At 57.6% G+C, this 15,415-nt stretch carries 15 protein-coding genes; all 15 read right to left on the bottom strand.

Annotated features, from left to right (window positions below):
* Positions 1–10 precede the first annotated feature (10 nt).
* The 15 genes from ACKWMY_RS11470 to hybA all read right to left on the bottom strand — a co-directional run bounded on the left by ACKWMY_RS11470 (position 11) and on the right by hybA (position 15,413).
* Entirely contained in the window at positions 11–1,339 is a 1,329-nt protein-coding gene (locus ACKWMY_RS11470) for a hypothetical protein (RefSeq protein WP_409486323.1), read from the bottom strand.
* The gene (locus ACKWMY_RS11465; protein ID WP_199062817.1) at positions 1,339–2,598 is read right to left on the bottom strand and encodes a hypothetical protein; all 1,260 of its coding nucleotides are present in this window, start codon (positions 2,596–2,598) and stop codon (positions 1,339–1,341) included. Before ACKWMY_RS11465 ends, ACKWMY_RS11470 begins: the two co-directional genes overlap by 1 nt.
* A gap of 23 nt (positions 2,599–2,621) precedes the next feature.
* The gene (locus ACKWMY_RS11460; protein ID WP_199062818.1) at positions 2,622–3,371 is read right to left on the bottom strand and encodes a hypothetical protein; all 750 of its coding nucleotides are present in this window, start codon (positions 3,369–3,371) and stop codon (positions 2,622–2,624) included.
* Between the two features lie 210 nt (positions 3,372–3,581).
* Positions 3,582–4,172 (bottom strand): HupE/UreJ family protein, encoded by a 591-nt coding sequence (locus ACKWMY_RS11455; RefSeq protein WP_024528480.1) that lies wholly within the window; start codon positions 4,170–4,172, stop codon positions 3,582–3,584.
* Between the two features lie 60 nt (positions 4,173–4,232).
* On the bottom strand, positions 4,233–6,569 hold the full coding sequence (gene hypF, locus ACKWMY_RS11450) for a carbamoyltransferase HypF (protein WP_409486322.1): 2,337 nt from the start codon (positions 6,567–6,569) through the stop codon (positions 4,233–4,235).
* A gap of 280 nt (positions 6,570–6,849) precedes the next feature.
* Complete coding sequence (gene hypE, locus ACKWMY_RS11445; protein WP_314727614.1) at positions 6,850–7,878, bottom strand: hydrogenase expression/formation protein HypE; 1,029 nt, start codon at positions 7,876–7,878, stop codon at positions 6,850–6,852.
* Entirely contained in the window at positions 7,878–8,993 is a 1,116-nt protein-coding gene (gene hypD, locus ACKWMY_RS11440) for a hydrogenase formation protein HypD (RefSeq protein WP_074031274.1), read from the bottom strand. The genes hypE and hypD overlap by 1 nt, the downstream gene beginning before the upstream one ends.
* Positions 8,980–9,255: a hydrogenase maturation factor HybG gene (gene hybG / locus ACKWMY_RS11435; protein ID WP_074031273.1), complete on the bottom strand. Its 276-nt coding sequence runs from the start codon at positions 9,253–9,255 to the stop codon at positions 8,980–8,982. The genes hypD and hybG overlap by 14 nt, the downstream gene beginning before the upstream one ends.
* Positions 9,255–10,214, bottom strand: coding sequence for a hydrogenase nickel incorporation protein HypB (gene hypB, locus ACKWMY_RS11430; protein ID WP_074031272.1), 960 nt, complete (start codon positions 10,212–10,214; stop codon positions 9,255–9,257). The genes hybG and hypB overlap by 1 nt, the downstream gene beginning before the upstream one ends.
* A 19-nt stretch (positions 10,215–10,233) precedes the next feature.
* Complete coding sequence (gene hypA / locus ACKWMY_RS11425) at positions 10,234–10,575, bottom strand: hydrogenase maturation nickel metallochaperone HypA (RefSeq protein ID WP_065685141.1); 342 nt, start codon at positions 10,573–10,575, stop codon at positions 10,234–10,236.
* A complete protein-coding gene (hybE, locus tag ACKWMY_RS11420; protein WP_024528475.1) occupies positions 10,576–11,061 on the bottom strand; it encodes a hydrogenase-2 assembly chaperone in 486 nt (161 codons plus the stop codon).
* A complete protein-coding gene (locus ACKWMY_RS11415) occupies positions 11,045–11,545 on the bottom strand; it encodes a HyaD/HybD family hydrogenase maturation endopeptidase (RefSeq protein ID WP_024528474.1) in 501 nt (166 codons plus the stop codon). Before ACKWMY_RS11415 ends, hybE begins: the two co-directional genes overlap by 17 nt.
* Positions 11,545–13,239, bottom strand: coding sequence for a hydrogenase 2 large subunit (hybC, locus tag ACKWMY_RS11410; RefSeq protein WP_024528473.1), 1,695 nt, complete (start codon positions 13,237–13,239; stop codon positions 11,545–11,547). The genes ACKWMY_RS11415 and hybC overlap by 1 nt, the downstream gene beginning before the upstream one ends.
* Positions 13,217–14,416 carry a Ni/Fe-hydrogenase cytochrome b subunit gene (gene hybB, locus ACKWMY_RS11405; protein ID WP_021804782.1) on the bottom strand — a complete coding sequence of 400 codons (1,200 nt, stop codon included), beginning with the start codon at positions 14,414–14,416 and terminating at the stop codon, positions 13,217–13,219. The genes hybC and hybB overlap by 23 nt, the downstream gene beginning before the upstream one ends.
* On the bottom strand, positions 14,403–15,413 hold the full coding sequence (gene hybA, locus ACKWMY_RS11400) for a hydrogenase 2 operon protein HybA (protein WP_074031271.1): 1,011 nt from the start codon (positions 15,411–15,413) through the stop codon (positions 14,403–14,405). Before hybA ends, hybB begins: the two co-directional genes overlap by 14 nt.
* Positions 15,414–15,415: the final 2 nt, after the last annotated feature.

The raw sequence follows: 15,415 nt of genomic DNA, 5'->3' as shown, positions 1-15,415 counted from the left end.
AGCATGGCAATTACGGCGGAGTGGTTGTCTCATACACCAGGCCGTCGCTATTGCCCAACTTAGGGTAATCGAAATCATGGGCTGGAAAGCGGAACAGGCGGTTACGCCAGCGGTCAAACTGCACGCGATAGTTATAGCTATCAGGCAGTTTTTTCATTCTGAACCAGTGCTGGCCGCCATCGGTAGAGACTGTCATATGCAGCGGGTCGTTGAACGCTTTCTCCATCATCAGCAGATCATTACCCGCATAAAGCGTGCCCAAGGCTTTTTTACCGGTTTCCAGCAGCGGTTGCAGCGCGCCATTCTCCCGCAGCCGGTTCAGGCTATAAAGCCACCGTGGCCGCTGGCGTAAGACAAAATCAAAATCCCCTTGCGGGCTGATGTCGGCCGCAACGATATCTCCGCCCACCCACTGGCTGGACTGGATTTGAGCGGATTTCAGATTGAAATCAAGCAGCAATGAAGCAGTTAACCGATCCTCTTCCCCGGTGTTATGGGGCTGATTACTGACGATCACCCGATCGCCGCCGTTATAGTGCCAACTGGCCGCATAGAGAGCAGGCTCGATCCCGCGTTCCGTTAACAACCTGGCCAGATCGAATATCTGTTGCCAATGCTGGCCGAGATCGTCCGACCGGTAGAGTTTATCCTGTTGAACCAGCAGCACGCTCCGCGATCCAGAGAGCCCCAAGAGCTGATAAGTCTGGTTACCACCGGGTGCTTGCCAATGGGGTAACCAACACCAGTTACGCCCACCATCGGCAGAATAAAATACGGCATCTTTGCTATAAGAACGGGTGCCGAACACCACCAGGCAATGCCCCTGAACATCACACTGTTGCTCAGCCACGTAGCCCAAAAAACGGGCGCTGACGCGCAGCTTGCCATTCTCTTCGATGATGAGTTGGCTGACCGGGATCGTGGCACTGTCATCATAGCTCCGGTGCCGGATTGTTCCACGGCCAACCTTTGCCTCCAGCATCAAGCGTAACATGGTGGTATCAGGGGATATCTGCAGGTTTAACAAAGGGGGACCAATGTCTGCCAGCACATCGATCTGCACCGAATTTTCATAGTGAGAGATCAGCGTATTCTGGTCACGCTCAATATCCGTGATCCGCGTATTTATTACATCGCTGATACCCGTTAACAGCACCCCTTGTTGAAAACTGCTCAGGCGTTCCCCACTCATGACTACCGCAGGACGTTCTGCCTGATAGTTTCGCTGCCACTGCCAGTCGGGGGCAAACCCGGCAAAGCTGTCGATATAAAACAGCATCCAGGAAATGATAAGCCCCAATGCCAGCAGGATGATGCGCGTTAGGCTATTGCTGAACATCAGGGGACTTCCTGAATATAGGGTTTGCCACCGTTGCGTTTTTTAAACAACACCAACAGTTGGCGGGCAAAGACAAAGCGCGCCGCACTGAGCGAGTTCCTGCGCGTTATCCAAGTGCAGACCTCCACCAACAGCATGAACACGCAGAAAATCATGATGCTCATCAGAGCAAAGTCATAAAACATGCCTGCGGCGTCCAGCCAGTCCCACTTATCCGGCGCACCGCCCTGCTCCCACCAATCATGCAGGGTGAAAAACACCAGCATCACCAGTAAAAAAGAGCAGCAGCCAAACATCACTTTATACATTAGCTTGAGCTGGTGAAAAGAAACGGCAATCCCGCCGAGCTTGAGATAGGCGCTGCCATCCCTTTCATTACACAGGCCCAGCACCGCATTATCTTGCTGATTGACCACCAACATCAGCGGATCTTCGGCCGCCAGGAAGAACGGATGTTGCCGATAGAACAGCGGATTGAGGTCTTCCATCAGCGAGTTAATTCCGCTACGAAATGAGAACCGCTCTCCATTGCAGCTAAATTGGTACTCGATAAAATCCCGGCGGCTTTTGCCTCCGCCGGTAAAATCGCGGCGGGCGCTAACATCGGCAGCCTCTCCGCTCACGCTGGTCAAGGTGACTTTATCGGTCAATAGCAAATCATTCGGCTGCAGCGCATCCAGATCGTTAGCCAATTCTTTGCTGGCCTGTAGTGACGGCGCACCGCCCCCCGGCTCGGTTAATGATTCGGTGGTGGTAAGGCAAAGGGACGTGTCGCCTTGTTTGACGCTCTCCAGCCCTTTTAACAACTTACGCGTATGACGGCTGGTTCCCACCATCAGCGTATGTAACGAAGCCACGAACCACCAGCAGCCAAAGATGAAAACAAAAAGCAGTAGCACCATCACCCAGATATTCAGCAACTGGAAATAACCCACCGCTGAGAGCGTCATCACCATGATCGCGCCGACCAGCTTCATCAACGCAACCGGTTTGCTAATGTCGGCCAGCTTCGGTTGCAGCTCCCCCTTTTCAGGCGAAACCAGCCAATGCAGCCAGTAGCTACCATCAGCCAACTGATGGGCACCGATATACACGCGATCTCCCGATACCAAACGGTATAACACTTTGGCATCAACAAACTGTTTGCTGTAGGTATAGAACACCTTGTCCCCGGCCAAAATGCGCCGTAGCTTACTTGCGCTGGGCGCGTTGAGATCGTGGCGGATAAAAGACAGCTCATAGAAGCAGATTTTTTTCATGGTTGCTAACGACCAGGCACGGATTAAAAACGATGATCGAGCAGCTTATCCTGCTCTACGGGATAGGCTTTACCATCGAACTTGAGCTCGACGCGGGTCTTGGCAACGACTTTGTTGCTTTCCACGCAATCCTCCCCTTTTCTGCTCGCCCCCTTGTGCGTCGCTATGGTCTGTAGCTGCAGATCCTGGAAGCCGTTATGTGCGCTCTTGCCAAGCGCCAATGCGCGATTGGTCGCGGCGAAATCCCCGACACACTGGCCATCCCACTCACCGCTATATTCATTCATGGTCAGATTATTAAGCACCAAAGTGACTTGCTGATCTTGCAGGGTATAGAGGTTAAGGCGTTCGATGCTGATGGGATTGACCGAGGAAGCTCCCCGGTGGTCAAAGCGCACCCCGAAAGCGCGTATCGCCGGAGACAATTGGTAGCGTGCAGTGTCAATGGTCACGCTGCGGGTAGAAATGGCATCATCCATAATCGCCCTGGGATGATATTTGCTGGCCAGCACCTTGCCGGACTGGCTATCGACCACCAAGACTGCGACGTCATAGTCGGTAAAATCAGGTTGGGTCTCCTCCTTGGGCTCCAGCATCAGCACCGCAATGGTTTTATCCGGGGCATAGGGCCACACCTTGCAGGTGGATAGCTCGGTATTCATGGTCGCTTTGGCGGCAAAGGGCTTAGCCAGATCGGCAAGGAGAGGCTGGCAATCGGCCAGAGAAGAAAAAGAAACCAGGCATAACGAAAGTAAACCTATAACCCTGTTCATAGCAACGTTCCCTGTAACTCTTGAATTAACTCATGCAGTTAAAAGTTGTGCGGAAGATAGCGCAGTACCAAGCGCACTTGGTGTGCAGGGAATCTAACTATAAAATAGGCACAAATCCAGCCGCTTGTTATTTTTTGAGATAAACAGGGTGACTGCTGGCAGCTATCGCAAAGTCACTGCCAGCAAACCATGGTGAGTAATTGGATAAACTCAGATCACTCCACTGAGCAGGCCGATCCCCAGCAGCGATGAACCGCCGCCAATCACCCGCGCCCAGCCGCTATGCGTAGACGAAGACGCCAGCAGATAGCCGATACCCAACCCAGCCACGTGCAGCAACACCGTTGCAATCACCATACCGGAAAGCGCCGCCACCGAATGGGAAAGCTCCGCACCGTGGGCCAGACCGTGGAAGATGGCAAAAGCACCAATAATCAGCGCGCCCGTTATCGCCGACAGTTTCAGCTGTAAGGCAACCATCACCCCTATGCCCAACAGCGAGGCGGCAACGATAAACTCAGTGCCTGGCACGGTCACGCCTGCCATGCCAACCAGCGCACCGGTCAGCAATAAACCGGCAAACACCAGCGGAGCCAGCCACCACCGTTTGGTGTTCATGGCACTCCAGATACCCACCAGAACCATGGCGACCAGATGGTCCATCCCGGTCAGCGGGTGGATAAAGCCTTCGGTAAAGCTTAATACGTGATGAGCGCCACCGTCATGGCCCACATGGGCAAAGGCCAGCATGGGGAACAGCGCCAGTAGGGATACAGCCACAGCTTTGACATTAATACGCATAATGAATACCTAAATTTTCCAGTGAATGAAGGTGATGTTTTTACTCGTGAAAACAGTTGATTACGTTATAAATTCATCCTTATGCTTGCCTGAAATAAGTCGATTGGCGGCAATCAGCGCCTGTCCCAAGGCCAACCCACCATCTCCTGCCGGTAGGCGGGATGGCAGTAAGACCTGTGTTCCGTCCAACTGCTGAAGCAAGAGTTGCCGCAACAGCGCGTTATGCATGACTCCACCGGACAGCACGACGGTATTGATGCCGTATTGCTGCATGGCTCTACGGGCCAGTGCGGCAAACCCTTGGGCCAAGGCAACATGAAACGCATAAGCGCGCTGCGCCGGGGGGGCCTGATAGGCCAGCCATTGCCGCCAGAAAGTAGCCAGATCCAGCTGATTATCGAGCAACGGCAACGAAACCGGCGGTTGATGAGGCGGACTTTGCCATGCCAAGGCTTCCAACTGGCAGGCGGCCTCCCCCTCCCAGGAAAGTTGTTGCGGCACGATCTGCAATGCTGCGGCCACCGCATCAAACAAGCGCCCGGCCGAAGAGGCCAACGGCGAGTTGATTTGCCGCTCGACCGCCCGCAGTAAGATCGTCGCCTGCGGTTGAGGGATCGCCGCGGCCTCTGGCAACGTCTGCCAATCGGGGACAAAACGCTGTAACTGGGCCAACAGGTTGCGCCATGGCTGGCGGGCGGCAACATCGCCCCCCGGCAATGCCACTGCGGGCAACCCACCCAGATGTTCACAATGCTGATAATCCACCAGCAGACATTCTCCGCCCCACAGTTGCCCGTCAAGGCCATATCCCAGCCCATCCAAAGCCAGACCAATCACCTTACCGCCGTCGCGCGGCCAACCATGTTCCGCCAGGCAGGCAACCAGATGGGCATGATGATGCAACGTGGTGACGCAAGGGATCGCCAGCTCTGCCGCCAACGCCTGGCCCTGCTGATGGCTGAGATAACCGGGGTGGGCATCGATGGCGATCGCCTGCGGCACCACGCCGTAGATTTCACCAAACAGCGCAAGCAGTTGCTGCTGCTGTTGCCGGGTGGCTTCATCCCCCAGCGAGCCTAAATGCTGGCTGACCACCGCCTTGTCACCCCACAGCAGGCAAAAGGTGTTCTTGCTGTCGGCCCCCAGCGCCAGAATGGCCGGTTGGGCGGTAAAGCCAGGGGGGAGAGGCATCGCATCCGGGACATAGCCACGTGCCCGCCGCAGCATCTCACTGCCCTGCTCGGTCAAGCGTATTAAAGAGTCATCGGCTCGCTGGACGATCTCGCGGTTATGCAGCAGCCAGACGTCGGCCACGCCAGCGAGTTCTTCCAGTGCCTGCTGGTTGCTCAACGCTGGTGGTTTACCTGCCGGGTTGCCGGAGGTCATCACCAGTGGCCGCGCAACCTGTTGCAACAGCAGATGTTGCAGCGGATTGGCCGGTAACATCACCCCTATCTCATTAAGCCCCGGCGCAATCTCGCCACACAAGGGGCTCTGTGGGTGAGCCGCCACCAGCACTATCGGGGCTGGTGGGCTACGCAACAGCTTTAACAGTGCCGTCGGTTCCGCGACCTGAACACATTGTTGCAGCCAGTAGGTATCCGGCATCATCACCGCCAGAGGCTTGGCCGGGCGATGTTTGCGAGCTCGCAGACGCTGGACCGCAGCAGGGTTGGTAGCGTCACAGGCCAGATGAAAACCGCCGATCCCCTTCACTGCTACGATCTGCCCGGCAATCAGCGCCTGCGCGGCCAGTTGCAGTGCGTCATCGGCGCTGGCGGTGGTTTGGCCTGTGGCATCACTGAGCCACAGGTGCGGGCCACACTCCGGGCAGGCGGTAGGTTGTGCATGAAAACGACGGTCGGCAGGATCCTGATACTCCGCCAGGCACTGCGGACACAGCGGAAAAGGCTGCATCGAGGTATTGGGCCGATCGTAGGGCATCCGGCGTATGATGGTAAATCGTGGGCCGCAGTGGGTGCAGTTGATAAACGGATAGTGATAGCGCCGATTATGCGGCATGTTCAGCTCTGCCAGGCAGGCATCGCAGGTGGCCGCATCCGCCACGATATGGGTATCCACTTGCCCCGCGCCGCTGCTGGCAATGGTGAAACTCGCTGGCTGCTGCGGCCAGTTAAAAGGTGTAGAGGTGACGCTATCGATCCGCGCCAGGGGTGGACACTCTTGCGGCAATACCCGCAAAAAATCCGTTATGGCTGGCGATTGCCATAGCTGGACGATTACCCCGGCTCCGTCATTACTGACCTCGCCGCACAGGTTAAAGCGCCTCGCCAGCAGCCAAACATAGGGACGAAACCCGACCCCTTGTACCTTGCCCTTGATCCGCAGGCGAAGGCCATTGCTGCTGGCGATATTCTCCGGCTCAAAATCTGCCATGTTGTGTTAACTCTCCTGTTGCACTGGCGATCTTTTCCGCGCTTCCTAAAAGGGAAGAAGGTGATTCGGAGCCTCGGTCAGTTATCGTGATCAATCTGTATTTCCCTCACCCCAACCCTCTCCCTAAGGAGAGGGAGCTGCTTTGGTGTCGTTAGCGGGTCCTGTTATCCCTCACCATCGGCTGTGGTCAAGTGATCCTCTGCCACAAACGCAAACTCGATCGGGCCCCTCTCCCTGTGGGAGGGTTAGGAATACCCACACGCTTCCGCCAACCGAATCACTAACAGATCCGTGGCAGAGGCTCATCCAACGGCAGATCCAGCCGACGGGAAACCCCGAACAACCCGGTGAGGCTCACCTGCTGCCGCTCGGTGGTACGGCCAATCACCGCCGCATCGCGCCCCAGCGGATGCTGATGCAGAGCAGCCAACACTTCAGCCTCAGCCTCGGGGGCCACCACCAACACCAGCTTGCCTTCGTTGGCAAAGTTGAGCGCATCCAGCCCCAGCAGTTCGCAAATCCCCCGCACCGCCGGTTTCAACGGCAGCGCCGCCTCTGAAATCGCCATGCCACAGCCGCTAGCGGCGGCAAACTCATGCAGCACCGCCGTCACGCCGCCGCGAGTCGCATCGCGTAAAGCACGCACTCCGGCAATCGGTAACAATGGAGCAATCAGCGGAGCCAACAGTGCGCAATCGCTGCTTAATTCACTCTCCAGGCCCAGCCCTTCACGCAGATTCAGAATGGTTGCGCCGTGATCGCCCAAGGTGCCGCTGACGATAATGCTGTCACCCAGGCGGATGTTAGCGGCCCCCCAATGGACGCCAGCCGGGATGGTTCCTAACCCGGTGGTATTGATAAAGATTTTGTCTGCCGCACCGCGGGGTACCACTTTGGTATCGCCGGTCACAATCTGGATCCCGGCCTGCTGCGCCGTGCTGGCCATCGACTGGACGATGCGTTCCAGCGTGGCATACGGCAACCCTTCCTCCAGGATCATGGCGCAGCTCAGATAACGCGGCTGGGCACCACTGACGGCTACGTCGTTAGCAGTGCCGCAAACCGCCAGTTTGCCGATATCACCACCGGGGAAGAAAATAGGATCGATAACGTAACTGTCGGTCGATACGGCCAAACGATCGCCCGAGATGGCGAGCTCATCCAGTGAGATTCGTGCCTGATCTTCCCGCGCATTTAACGCCGGATTGGCAAAGGCGGGCAGCATGAGTTCTTCAATCAGGGATTGCATGGCGCGGCCACCGCTGCCATGGGCCAGGGTAATTTCCCGCCCGTTGTTCACTTCACGCATTATGCGGTCTCCCTGCGATACTGATAGTAAGCCGAACAGGCCCCTTCTGAGGACACCATCAAGGCACCAAAGGCGTTCTCCGGGGTACATTGTTTGCCAAACAGCGGGCAGGCATCCGGTTTGCAGCGCCCGGTCAACACTTCACCACAGCGCGAACGCGGATCGTCCGCTACCCGCTGCGCCTGTGGTTTAAACCGCAGTTCGGCATCAAAATCCGCATACTCCGGTTTGATCTGCACGCCAGAGTGGGCAATCTCGCCCAAGCCGCGCCATTCGCTGCTCTCTTTCAGGCCAAACACTTCTGCCATCGCCCGCTGAGCCAGAAGATTGCCCAGTTCGGGCACGATGCGCCGGTATTGGTTTTCTACCGCGCAGCGGCCATCACGCAGCTGTTCCAGCAACATCACCAAACCTTGCAGAATGTCCAACGGCTCAAAGCCGGTCACCACCAGCGGCTTATGATAATCCGCAGCGATAAACTGATAGGGTGCGTTGCCGATCACCATGCTGACGTGGCCCGGTGCCAGGAAGCCGTCGATGCGCACATCGGGCTGCTGCAACAGGCTGCGTAAGGTGGGGATCAGGGTGATATGCTGGCAAAACAGGGTGAAATTGCTCAACTGACGCTGGCGGGCTTGCTGCAACGTTAAGGCGCTGGCGGGCATGGTAGTTTCAAAGCCCAGGCCAAAAAACACCACTTCGCGCTGGGGGTTATCCGCCGCCAGCTGTAACGCATCCAGCGGCGAGTACACCACCCGGATATCGGCACCACGGCGGCGAGCATCCAGCAAAGACCCATTGCGACCAGGAACCCGCATCGCATCACCGTAGGTGCAGAAAATCACCTCCGGATGGGCGGCAATCTCCAGGCAGCTATCAATGCGCCCCATCGGTAATACGCAAACCGGGCAGCCGGGGCCGTGGACAAATTCCAGGCTTTCCGGCAACAGTTGGTCAAGACCAAACTTGAAGATAGCGTGGGTGTGACCACCGCAGACCTCCATCACCTGTAACGGCAGGCGCTGCGACTGGGGAATGGCTTGCATCAGCGTTTCGATGCGCCGTAACAGCGCTTGGCACAACGCCGGATCGCGGAATTCATCAACGTAGCGCATTGGCATCCTCGTCATCCCGTGCCAGCCCGACGGCGCGCATATGCTGCAATGCTGCCAGCGTTTCCAGCGCTTCCTGCTCATCGAGCAGGCTCATGGCAAAGCCGACGTGCACCAACACCCACTGGCCGATCAGTTCCTGCGATGAGCCTTCACAGACCAGCGCAATATTGATCCTGACCGCCACGCCGCACACGTCGGCCCAGGCCAGTTGGTGGATATCCTCCCCGACTGCGGTCACCTTACCGGGCACTCCGAGGCACATTATTGCTCCCCCAGCCAGTTCAGCCAGAGATCCATTCCCTCACCGCTGGTGGCCGACAACGCGATCACCTGGATGGACGGATTAACCTGACGGGCAAAGGCGATGCAGTTTTCCACCGAGAAGTTTACATAGGGCAGCAGATCGATCTTGTTGATGATCATCAGCGTAGCGGCGGCAAACATATGGGGGTATTTCAACGGCTTGTCTTCCCCTTCCGTCACCGACAGCACCGCGACCTTGTGCCGTTCGCCCAGATCGAAGCTGGCCGGGCAGACCAGGTTGCCGACGTTCTCGATAAACAGCAGGCTGTGATCCTGCAAATCCAGGCGGTGTGCCGCGTCGTGTACCATCTGCGCGTCCAGATGACAGCCCTTGCCGGTATTAACCTGAATGGCCGGTACGCCGGTGGCGCGAATACGCTCGGCATCGTTACTGGTTTGCTGATCGCCCTCAATCACCGCGCAGGGTAATTTGCCCGCCAATCGTTCCAGCGTGGCCGTTAGCAAGGTAGTTTTGCCCGAACCTGGGCTGGAAACCAGGTTCAGCACCAGAATATGTTGCGCGGAAAAGTGTTCGCGGTTGTGGGCCGCCAGATGGTTATTCTTGCTCAGTACGTCCTGTTCAATCTGCACCAGACGGCGCTGCCCGATACCCGGTGCGTGGCTCCCCGCCTCGCCGTGCCCATAGTGTAGGTCTTGCGAATGCGGTTGCACCTCTGGCGTAAAACGTTCCGCCGCAGCGACACCCGCGTAATGGTGATGTACATCGCCTTGATGGTGATAGTGATGATGGTGATGGATCACTATGCCTGCCGGTGCTTGATGTTCCCCGTCGTGATGATGATCAGGATGATGGTGGTGAGCATCATGATGGTCGTGATGATGGTGGTCGTCGTGGTGATGATGTTCGTCACCTTCGATGGTTTTTTCGCCACTGGCGCAACCGCAAGTCGTACACATCGTTATTCACTCCTCAAAATTATTCCACTTCCAGCTGCTTTAACCGCAGGCTGTCACCGCTCTCAACGCGCAGCTGGTGGCTACCACACTGTGGGCAACCTTCATCATGTTTTTCAATCTGCACGCTCATGCTGCAACTCCAGCACCAGGCGCGGGCCGGCTGGTAGTCCAGCAATAACTGGCACCCCTCTGCCAGCGTATGGCGGGATGCCGAGGCGAAGCTGAAACGCAGCGCGTGCTCTTCAATACAGGAGAGCGCCCCAATTTCCAGCCACACCGCCGTCACCCGTTTAGCTCCGTGCTGCCGAGCCTGCTGTTCAATCAATTCCATCGTGCTCAGGCACAGGCTGATTTCATGCATCTATGCCGTTCTCTGTGACAGGCCAAATAGCGCCCTGCGCCCCGGATTACTGGGGATGTTGCCATCCACCACCGGTAGCGAAAGCGCCATCCGCGCGCTCTGTTGTGCCAACGCCAGCGCCTGCTCGGCCCCCAGATGGCGATCCAACGGAGACATCAGTGAACAGGCCAGGTATTGCCCGCAACCCGCAATCTCACCGACGATGAACCGCACGCTGCCGCAAGGCAGGCTTAACGCCAACTTGTCTCCCACTGCATGGGGCTGCCAAACCTGTTCAGGACCGGGCAACACCAGCAGGCTAAGCATCCACGGCGTGAGAATGGTGCCGACCCACTGCCGTTCAAACAGCTGAAAGCCACAGGCACGCACCGGGATTTGCGGTTGGAAAAACGGCAAATCCTGCATCTCACCGTCGGCAATCGCCTGAAAGGCGGTTTCCAACAGCGCGCTGGGGTTGAGCTGAAAACCGTTAGTCACAGTCTGCATTGGCCACCTCTTTTGGCTCCGCCACCACGCCGCTCTCTTGCAGCGCCAGCAACACCTGGGCCAACGCTGGCTCAATCGCCTGGCTGACCACGGCGCTCAGTCCAATTCCGGGCTCCAGCGACTCTGGCACCACGCCCACCAGGGTGAGCCGACGGGGAAACTCATCCGTCAGCCGCAGCGCCATCAGCACGTCGGAAAGCCCCAGTTGATGGGGCGAAACCTTACGGGTAAACAGCGCCGGGATCTCTTCGTCATACAGCACGGCGACGCTGCCCGGAGCAGCACCGGTCAACACCGCGTCCGCCACAATCAGATGATCGCGATCGGCCATCATTTCCATCAGTTCCATCCCCGAGGTGCCGCCGTCCAGCACCTCAACATGGGCCGGTAAACGATAGCGCTGCTCAAGGGCTTCGACGATGCGCACGCCCACCGCTTCATCGCCCAACAACAGATTACCTATGCCTAATACCAAGATTCTCATTACAGCACCTTGACCCTGGTCACTTCATTGCCAGTGGTGTCTACAATATGTACCGCACAGGACATGCACGGGTCGAACGAGTGGATAGTTCGCACCACCTCCAGCGGTTTGCTCGGATCGGCCACCGGCGTGCCAACCAGCGAGCGCTCGTAAGGACCGGGCTCATCGTTAAAGTTGCGTGGCCCGGCGTTCCAGGTTGAGGGCACTACCGCCTGATAGTTGGCGATCTTGCCGTCCTTGATGACCACCCAGTGCGACAACGCGCCGCGCGGGGCTTCGATAAAGCCCACGCCCCGGATCTCACCGGTCAACGGAATATTCGGTGGGATAAAGGTTTCGTGGTCGCCGCTGCCAATGTTGCTCACCAACGCCTGCCACTGCTGGCCCAGGGTTTCATGCAGTACGCAGGCATGTACCGTGCGCCCGACAATGCGGCCCAGGGTCGACGGCAACTGATCGGCGGTTAACGCTTTGCCGGTCAGGGCCTGGTAATTGCTGTTGACCTTGGCAAAATATTTCTGGGTTGGCGGGTGCTCGGCTTGCAGGGTACACATCAGCCAGGCCAACGGCCCCATCTCTACCGCTTTGCCGTAGAAGGTTGGCGCTTTAACCCAGGAGTATTTGCCATCTTCCTGCCAGCCGGTGTATTTAGGCCTCGTCAGCCCTTCCCACGGTGCCAGCGGTTCATCGTCCTGATACCAGGCGTGCTTGCCGCTCTCCTGAATACCCTTGATCAGATACTCATCGCGCTGGTTGGCGATCGGTCGGAACTTGCCGTTCTCCAGATAGCCCCCCGGCATCAGGAACTGGTCGCCTTTACGATCGATCGGCAGTTCCGGCACGCAGAGATAGCAGTCCGAGCCTTTGCCGAGGGTTAGCCACTCAGGGTAATGCGCCGCGATCACCGCGCTGTCCACCAGGTAAACCTGCTCGATAAAGTCGCCCAGGCGGTCGATAAAGGTTTTCAGGTACATCAGGCGCTCAAGGTTCAGCACGCTAGGCGCATCGAGGTTGATCGGGTTAGCCACCCCGCCCACCGCCAGGTTCTGGATATGCGGCGTTTTACCGCCCAGTATTGCCACTACGCGGTTGGCATCACGCTGGCATTCCAGCGCCTGCAGATAGTGGGCGACGGCGATCAGGTTAATCTCCGGCGGTAACGCCATAGCCGGGTGCCCCCAGTAGCCATTGGCGAAGATGCCCAGTTGGCCGCTGGCGACCAGATCTTTAATCTTCTGTTGCACTCGGGTGAACTCGGCAGCGCTGTTCAACGGCCAGCTAGACAGGCCACTGAGCAAATCGGCAGCCTTCTGCGGATCGGCCTTCAGCGCCGAGGTGACGTCCACCCAGTCCAGCGCCGAGAGCTGATAGAAATGCACGATATGGTCGTGAATGCTGTGGGCGGCGGCAATGATATTGCGGATGTACTGGGCATTGACCGGGATCTCCATCCCCAGCGCATTTTCCACCGTCCGCACGGAGGCTAACGCGTGAATGGTGGTGCACACGCCGCAAATCCGCTGGACGATCATCCACGCGTCACGCGGGTCGTTACCTTGCAGGATCTCTTCCATTCCGCGCCACATGGTGCCGGAGGACCAGGCTTTAACCACCTTGCCGTCTTCGATTTCACAGTCGATGCGCAGGTGGCCCTCAATACGGGTGACGGGATCAATGGTGATGCGTTGGCTCATGCTCTACCTCTAACTGGTTGTTTTCATTCTTATGTTGATGCGCAGGCAGCACCGGTAACAACCGGATCAACAGGATGTACGCACAAACTTCAATTGCCACAAAGCCGATGGAGATCAGCAGTTCGCTGGCCGTCGGGAAATAGTGGTAGCCATTGCCAGGGTCGTAGGCCAGCAACGCGTAATTCAGCCGCCAGAACGACGCTCCGCAGACCATGCTCAGCGCGCCGAGAAACAGCAGGCGTGAGTTGCGGCGGTTACGCTTCCAGCGGAACATCACCAGCGGCACCAACATCAACAGCGTTTCCACCCAGAACGAGATGGCAAAGCGATCGAGATGCCACAGATAGTCCGTTTTGCCGCGCCAGATCAGCTCCCCAAAGCGCAGCACAATAAACAGCAGTAAGAACCCATCGATGATGTAGGTCATGCGGGCAAACAGCGGCGTTTCCTCGGGCCCTTTCCCCCGCAGCCCGGCCTGCACCAGCGAGCCTTCAAATATCACTATCGAGAAGCCCAGAATGCCTGCCGTCAACAGCGAGAACAGCGGTAGCATTTCGTAGCTTTGCCACAGCGGGTGGATTTTGATCCCCGCCGCAATCATCAGCGAACCCATCGAGGATTGGTGCATGGTTGGCAGCAATGCGCCCAGGGCGATCACCAGGAACATCACCTTGTTGAGCCGTTTGAGCGACACCTTCCAGCCCAGCCGTTCCAGCAGCGCCGGGGCGAACTCCAGCGCCACGATGCCCACGTAGATCGTCATACAGACCGCGGTTTCAAACAGCACCGACGAGGTATTGAAATGGCCGGGAATATAGAAGTAAGGCAGGTTCCAGTAACGGCCGACGTCGATGGTGATCGACAGCCCGCCCAGCGAATAGCCGAACAGGCTGGCCAACAGCGCAGGCCGCACCAGCGGGTGATATTCCCCCCGGTTGAACACATACACCGCCCAGGCCAACGCCCAGCCGCCGCAGGCCAAACCGGTGCCCACCAGCAGATCGAATGCGATCCAGATACCCCATGGGTAGCCGCCGTTCAGATCGGAAACATCGCCCAACCCCAACACCAGACGTTTGAGGATCAGCAACAGGCACAGCACCACAAACGGTGCCAGCATCATCACCGGCCAGCTCACCAGCCGCCCGCCGAGTGGCTGCGTTTTATGCGTCGTCATGTTTATCTTCCTTCTTGTCCTGACGCTCGTTACGCTGGTTACGCTGCACCAGGAAAGTGATCCCGGCCAGAGCGGCAAACGGCAACACCATGCCTTTGTACAGCGTGTGCTGGATATGCTCGGAACGTGCACCGGTTGACAACTCCTCCAGCGCTGGCAAGCCGAGATCCTCGAAAGGCACGCCGGTCAGTACCAGCACCTGCGTTCCGCCGCCCTCGTGCTCGCCATACAGGTGTGGTTGGTAATGCGGCACCGGGTGTTCGTAATGGTCGTTGCCTTGTAGGGTTTGGCGCGGGTAACGGTAATTCTCACCGGGCTTACTGGCCAGACGCTGCTTGGCTTCGGCCATTAACTGCTCGCGGGTGCCAAAGATCACCGCCCCGGTTGGGCACACCTCGACACAGCCTGGCAGCCCGCCCTGATCCAGCCGGGCAACGCCTTTCTGGTTACAGAGTTCGCATTTGTGGATCTTGCCGAACGGGTTGTCGTAGTCGTATTTCGGCACGTTGAATGGGCAGCCCACCATGCAGTAGCGGCAGCCGGTGCAAACATCCGGGTTGTAATGCACGATGCCGGTTTTGGCATCTTTGTGCAGCGCCTGAACCGGACAGACAGAAACGCAGTTGGGGTCGACACAGTGCATGCACTGTTTTTTGATATAGGCATAGCCGTTGTCCACCTGGTCTTTGTGCTTGCCGTCTCCGCTGGTCCACACCTGAATAATGTTGTTGGTGTAAGGGCTGAGCTTGTCGTTGTTCGACCAGGTCGGTTCGGTACCCGCGTAGGCATAGGTTTCGCCATGCGGTTCATCGGTATGGTTGATACGTTGGCATTTGCTGACACAAGCCTGGCAACCTACACACAGGGTCGAGTCATACAGCATGCCCAGCGAGTTGGGGATGGGCGGCTTGTTCTCCGGCCCGGCCTGCGCCGCAGGGGCAACCCCTGCCAACATTGCGCCACCGCAGGTCAGTTTTAGAAAGTTACGTCGATTCACGG

This window comes from Serratia sp. J2 (genome assembly GCF_046269175.1).
GTDB lineage: Bacteria > Pseudomonadota > Gammaproteobacteria > Enterobacterales > Enterobacteriaceae > Chania > Chania fonticola_C.
This window is presented reverse-complemented; position numbering and strand designations above follow the sequence as displayed.

Bases quoted from the DNA above. Each gene is read 5' to 3' on its own strand.
- ACKWMY_RS11470 (WP_409486323.1), bottom strand. From the start codon at position 1,339: ATGTTCAGCAATAGCCTAACGCGCATCATCCTGCTGGCATTGGGGCTT.
- ACKWMY_RS11465 (WP_199062817.1), bottom strand. From the start codon at position 2,598: ATGAAAAAAATCTGCTTCTATGAGCTGTCTTTTATCCGCCACGATCTC.
- ACKWMY_RS11460 (WP_199062818.1), bottom strand. From the start codon at position 3,371: ATGAACAGGGTTATAGGTTTACTTTCGTTATGCCTGGTTTCTTTTTCT.
- ACKWMY_RS11455 (WP_024528480.1), bottom strand. From the start codon at position 4,172: ATGCGTATTAATGTCAAAGCTGTGGCTGTATCCCTACTGGCGCTGTTC.
- hypF (WP_409486322.1), bottom strand. From the start codon at position 6,569: ATGGCAGATTTTGAGCCGGAGAATATCGCCAGCAGCAATGGCCTTCGC.
- hypE (WP_314727614.1), bottom strand. From the start codon at position 7,878: ATGCGTGAAGTGAACAACGGGCGGGAAATTACCCTGGCCCATGGCAGC.
- hypD (WP_074031274.1), bottom strand. From the start codon at position 8,993: ATGCGCTACGTTGATGAATTCCGCGATCCGGCGTTGTGCCAAGCGCTG.
- hybG (WP_074031273.1), bottom strand. From the start codon at position 9,255: ATGTGCCTCGGAGTGCCCGGTAAGGTGACCGCAGTCGGGGAGGATATC.
- hypB (WP_074031272.1), bottom strand. From the start codon at position 10,214: ATGTGTACGACTTGCGGTTGCGCCAGTGGCGAAAAAACCATCGAAGGT.
- hypA (WP_065685141.1), bottom strand. From the start codon at position 10,575: ATGCATGAAATCAGCCTGTGCCTGAGCACGATGGAATTGATTGAACAG.
- hybE (WP_024528475.1), bottom strand. From the start codon at position 11,061: ATGCAGACTGTGACTAACGGTTTTCAGCTCAACCCCAGCGCGCTGTTG.
- ACKWMY_RS11415 (WP_024528474.1), bottom strand. From the start codon at position 11,545: ATGAGAATCTTGGTATTAGGCATAGGTAATCTGTTGTTGGGCGATGAA.
- hybC (WP_024528473.1), bottom strand. From the start codon at position 13,239: ATGAGCCAACGCATCACCATTGATCCCGTCACCCGTATTGAGGGCCAC.
- hybB (WP_021804782.1), bottom strand. From the start codon at position 14,416: ATGACGACGCATAAAACGCAGCCACTCGGCGGGCGGCTGGTGAGCTGG.